The following is a 3,952-nucleotide window of genomic DNA, read 5'->3' on the forward strand; positions in this document are numbered from 1 at the left end:
TTACATTTGCGTATTTCGGGTGACACCCGGCGGTTCGGACTATCTACCGGGGGACCTAGACCAGGAGGGCCCCCTTCGCGGGGACGGGCGCGGGGCCCCTTCGGTGGTGCTGGGTCAGGCGGTCTTCTCGCGCTTCGGGAGCTTCCAGCCCGGGCGCACGAAGTGGCACGTGTACCCGTTCGGGATGCGCTGCAGGTAGTCCTGGTGCTCCGGCTCGGCCTCCCAGAAGTCACCCACCGGGCTGACTTCGGTGACGACCTTGCCGGGCCACAGCCCCGACGCGTCGACGTCGGCGATCGTGTCCTCGGCGACCCGCTTCTGCTCGTCGTTCTCGAAGAAGATCGCCGAGCGGTAGCTCAGGCCGATGTCGTTGCCCTGGCGGTCCTTCGTCGTGGGGTCGTGCACCTGGAAGAAGAACTCGAGCAGGTCGCGGAACGTGGTCTGCGCGGGGTCGTAGATCACCTCGATGGCCTCGGCGTGCGTGCCGTGGTTGCGGTAAGTGGCGTTCGGGACGTCGCCGCCGCTGTAACCGACCCGGGTCGAGATCACCCCGGGCTGACGGCGGAACAGCTCCTGCATGCCCCAGAAGCAGCCGCCGGCCAGGACGGCCCTTTCGGTTGACGTGGTCACGGCGTCACTCCTTCTCCTCGTGCGGTGCTACCGACGGTTACAACTGCCCCGGACCCCCGATGATTCCACGCGGGTATTACGGAAGCCTGACGCGACGTGGGACGATGGTGCCGGGACGGGATGACTCCCGGGAGGCGCGATGCGCAACGACGACATCGCCTCGGAACACTCCGGCGGCGTGCTGGTCGTCGAGATGCGTGGCGAGCCGGGCATCACGACGGTGCTGTGCCGGGCGTCGGTGCTCGAGACCGCCCTCTGCGAACTGCCGTGGCCCCGGCTGCTGGTGATCGACCTCGGCCGGCTGGACTTCCTCTCCGAACGCGGGGTCCGCGGCCTGCTCGAGGCGATCGAGCGCTGCCGGGACCGGGGCCTGCCGGGGTGCCTGGTCGCCGCACCGGGCACAGGTGTCGAACGGGTGGTCCGCCGCACCGGGCTCGGCGAGCTGGTGCGGGTGTTCCCGGATCGCCTGGCGACGATCGCCGCCTACCAGCCGGTCGAGGTGCGCTGGCTGCTTTGCTGAGCGCCGGCCGGGCCGTCCCGTCGTCCCGGTAAAGTGACCCAGGTCACTCGCCGCGCATCGAGCGGCGGATCTCGGCCAGCCGGTCCTTGGCCGCCTGGTCGCGGTCGGCGATCTGCTTGTCGAGGGTCTCGGCGGTGTTCTCGGTGCCGAGGCCGGCGACGTCGACCGAGCCGAGCGACGTGGTGTACCGGTTCTCGATCTTGTCGCGGACGAAGTCGAAGCTGGGCACCCCGCCCTCGCTGTAGTCCGGGTCCGGCAGCGGCGGCGACGGGACCGCCGGCGCCGCGGTGGGGGTGTCGTCGACGATCTCGCCCTCGACCACGTTCGGGTCACCGTCGGGTTTGCTCATCTCCCGACCATAGCGCCGGTGTGGGCAGTCCTGCCGCGGCCAGTGGGTAATTCGGCCGTGGGCCGGCCCGGCGCGGTGGGCAATTCTCGACGCGCACAGCCGGTGTCCGGAGGGAGCAGACCATGAGTGCCGGGGCCTACCACGCCGAAACGGCGGAGATGGGGACGATCGCCCACGCGGTCGAAGACGTCGGGGCGTCCTTCCTCTCGGCCACCCGGGACCTGGAGGGTCTGGTGCTGGACGCGTTGTCGTTCGCCGGGATCGGCAGCGGCGTCGCGGCCGCGAACTCGGCGCTGCACTCGACGCTGGGCAGCGCCCTGCAGAAGCTGCTCCACCTCCTGACGAACGTGAACCGGAACGTCCGGACGGCCGCGGACGGCTACCGCGCCGCCGACTCCGACGTCGCCCAGGCCTACGGCGGTGGCGGGCAGGGCGGCGGTGGCGCCGCGGTAGCCGCGGCGCCGCAGCAGCTCGACCCCCGGGTCGTCGACTCGATCATGCGGTCCGAAGGCGCGACGGGGGAGCAGGGCGGCGTGCCCGAGGCCTACGGCTTCCGGCAGAACATGCACAACGGCTACGACCGGATCATCGCCGCGCGCGAGCAGTACGGGATCGGCAGCGCCGAGGAACGCGCGGTCGTCGCCGACCTGATGACCGCCAACGCCCGCACGGCGGGTGCGCTCAACTTCACCGATCCCGGCACCCAGGCCGCGATCATGTCCGGCGCCCACATGCGCGGCGCCGGCGGCGTCCGCGCCATCCTCAACCACATGGCGGGCGACGACATCGTGCGCAGTTCGCGGACGCTGAGCGACGCGGCCGTCCAGCACGTCCGGGGACTGACGCCGGAGCAGTTCCAGCAGGAGTTCCGCGACGCCCGCGTCGAATACGACCGCCAGGTCTACGGCGCGACGACGACCACCCAGGGCGGGCACACGCAGAACTGGTGGGACCGCTACGGCACCGGCCTGACCCGCCGCTACGACCGCGAGCAGGCCGAATTCCTCGGGCTTTCGCAACCGCAGAACTGATTTTTCGGTCCTGCGGGTTCGAAGATCGCCCGAGTGGGCACTCTCTTTGTGTAGCCGAACGACAACGGGAGGCGCACGATGAACCGGAGGATGATCGCACTACTGGGCGGGGTCGCCGCGATGGCGGGGACCGTGGCGTTCGCGGGAACGGCCGAAGCGGCGTCGACGCCGTGCAGTGCCGAAGCGAAGGCCTGTGTCCAGCGCAGTTCGAATACCGCGTGGCTGACCGACGGCGCCGGGAACGTCACCTATGGCGGCGTCCCGATCACCGTGGGGCTGCCGAAGTACCCGACCCCGCTGGGGAAGTTCCACGTGCAGTACAAGGACATCGACCACTACAGCAAGCAGTTCAACGGGCCGATGCCGTACTCGGTGTTCTTCACCACCACCGGGGTCGCGTTCCACCAGGGCAGCCTGAAGGTCAAGTCCCACGGGTGCGTGCACCTTTCGCACGGTGCCGCGGTGACGTTCTACAACTCGCTGCACCCGGGTGACGTCGTCGAGGTCGTGCCCTGATCCGTCCGTTCCGGACGGTCGAGGAGCGCGCCGGTGACGGCGCCGAACACCAGGTGATCCAGGATCTGCGGCCCGCGTGGCAACGCCCGCACGGCGGGGTACGCGCGGGCCGCGATCCCGAGGTCCAGCGCCGCGATGGCCAGTCCCGCGACCGCGCCGCCGCCGGCCCCGAGCCGGCCGTGACGGGCGATCGCGGCGAGCACGCCGGTCCAGGCGGCGGAGACGACGACATGCGCGATGAGCCCGGCGGCGACGCCGGGCCGGTGGCGCCGTCCCGGTACCAGGGTGCCCGCCGCTTTGGTGGCCGCGAGGACATCGGCACCGGTGAGGAGCGCGTGGACAGTCGACGGTATACCGCTGACCACCGCAGCGACGGCTCCCGCTCGAGCCGGCGTCATCCGGCCAGGTACGCCGCCACCCGGATCCGCAGGCCGCGGACGCGGGGGAGCGCGATGGTGAACGCCCGCGCCGGCCGGTAACCCGGCCACGGGTCGCGGTGGGTGCAGGGGCCGGCGAAGTACACGAAGCCGTCTTCGTCGTCGTAGTGGCCTGGCGACCAGACGGCCGCGTCACCCGCGTGGCGGTCCGCGCAGGCCCGGGCGGTCCAGTAGCCGTCCTTCTGCATGACGCGGCGCAGCTGCGCCGCGAATTCCGCCAATTCGGTTTCCGGCAGGCCGAGACCGCGTCCGCTCCACACCCGCGGGGTGCGTTCCGATGGGCGCGCGGGGCAGCCGAAGGTGACCTCGGCGGCGGTGTACTGCCGGGTCCAGCGGGAGTTTTTCGGGGCCGGTGCGGCGAAATCGAATCCGCCGGTGAGTTCCAGCGTCATGGGGGAACGATAGTCGATCAAGCGGTGAGGGGTACCGCCGCGCGGGTATCGATCACTGCTCACATAGTGTATACAGT

At 70.7% G+C, this 3,952-nt stretch carries 7 protein-coding genes; 3 read left to right on the forward strand and 4 right to left on the reverse strand.

Going from position 1 to position 3,952, the window contains the following annotated elements; all coding sequences use genetic code 11:
* Positions 1-114 precede the first annotated feature (114 nt).
* Positions 115-630: a peptide-methionine (S)-S-oxide reductase MsrA gene (msrA, locus tag ACFVYA_RS49595; RefSeq protein WP_285993161.1), complete on the reverse strand. Its 516-nt coding sequence runs from the start codon at positions 628-630 to the stop codon at positions 115-117.
* Positions 631-769: 139 nt separating this feature from the next.
* Between msrA and ACFVYA_RS49600 the strand changes: the two genes are divergently transcribed.
* Entirely contained in the window at positions 770-1,150 is a 381-nt protein-coding gene (locus tag ACFVYA_RS49600) for an STAS domain-containing protein (protein ID WP_387055607.1), read from the forward strand.
* 43 nt (positions 1,151-1,193) lie between these two features.
* Here ACFVYA_RS49600 and ACFVYA_RS49605 read toward each other — a convergent pair whose 3' ends face one another.
* The gene (locus tag ACFVYA_RS49605) at positions 1,194-1,499 is read right to left on the reverse strand and encodes a hypothetical protein (protein WP_285993159.1); all 306 of its coding nucleotides are present in this window, start codon (positions 1,497-1,499) and stop codon (positions 1,194-1,196) included.
* Between the two features lie 122 nt (positions 1,500-1,621).
* Here ACFVYA_RS49605 and ACFVYA_RS49610 point away from each other — a divergent pair, with 122 nt between their 5' ends.
* A complete protein-coding gene (locus ACFVYA_RS49610) occupies positions 1,622-2,530 on the forward strand; it encodes a hypothetical protein (protein WP_387055609.1) in 909 nt (302 codons plus the stop codon).
* 78 nt (positions 2,531-2,608) lie between these two features.
* Positions 2,609-3,046 (forward strand): L,D-transpeptidase, encoded by a 438-nt coding sequence (locus ACFVYA_RS49615; protein ID WP_285993157.1) that lies wholly within the window; start codon positions 2,609-2,611, stop codon positions 3,044-3,046.
* On the opposite strand, the gene ACFVYA_RS49620 is transcribed toward ACFVYA_RS49615, so the two are convergent.
* Positions 3,001-3,444 carry a hypothetical protein gene (locus ACFVYA_RS49620; RefSeq protein WP_387055611.1) on the reverse strand — a complete coding sequence of 148 codons (444 nt, stop codon included), beginning with the start codon at positions 3,442-3,444 and terminating at the stop codon, positions 3,001-3,003. The two genes, ACFVYA_RS49615 and ACFVYA_RS49620, sit on opposite strands and share 46 nt — an antisense overlap.
* Complete coding sequence (locus ACFVYA_RS49625; RefSeq protein ID WP_387055613.1) at positions 3,441-3,875, reverse strand: hypothetical protein; 435 nt, start codon at positions 3,873-3,875, stop codon at positions 3,441-3,443. The genes ACFVYA_RS49620 and ACFVYA_RS49625 overlap by 4 nt, the downstream gene beginning before the upstream one ends.
* Between the last annotated feature and the right edge of the window lie 77 nt (positions 3,876-3,952).

The sequence above is a fragment of the Amycolatopsis sp. NPDC058278 genome (assembly GCF_042881395.1).
GTDB lineage: Bacteria > Actinomycetota > Actinomycetes > Mycobacteriales > Pseudonocardiaceae > Amycolatopsis.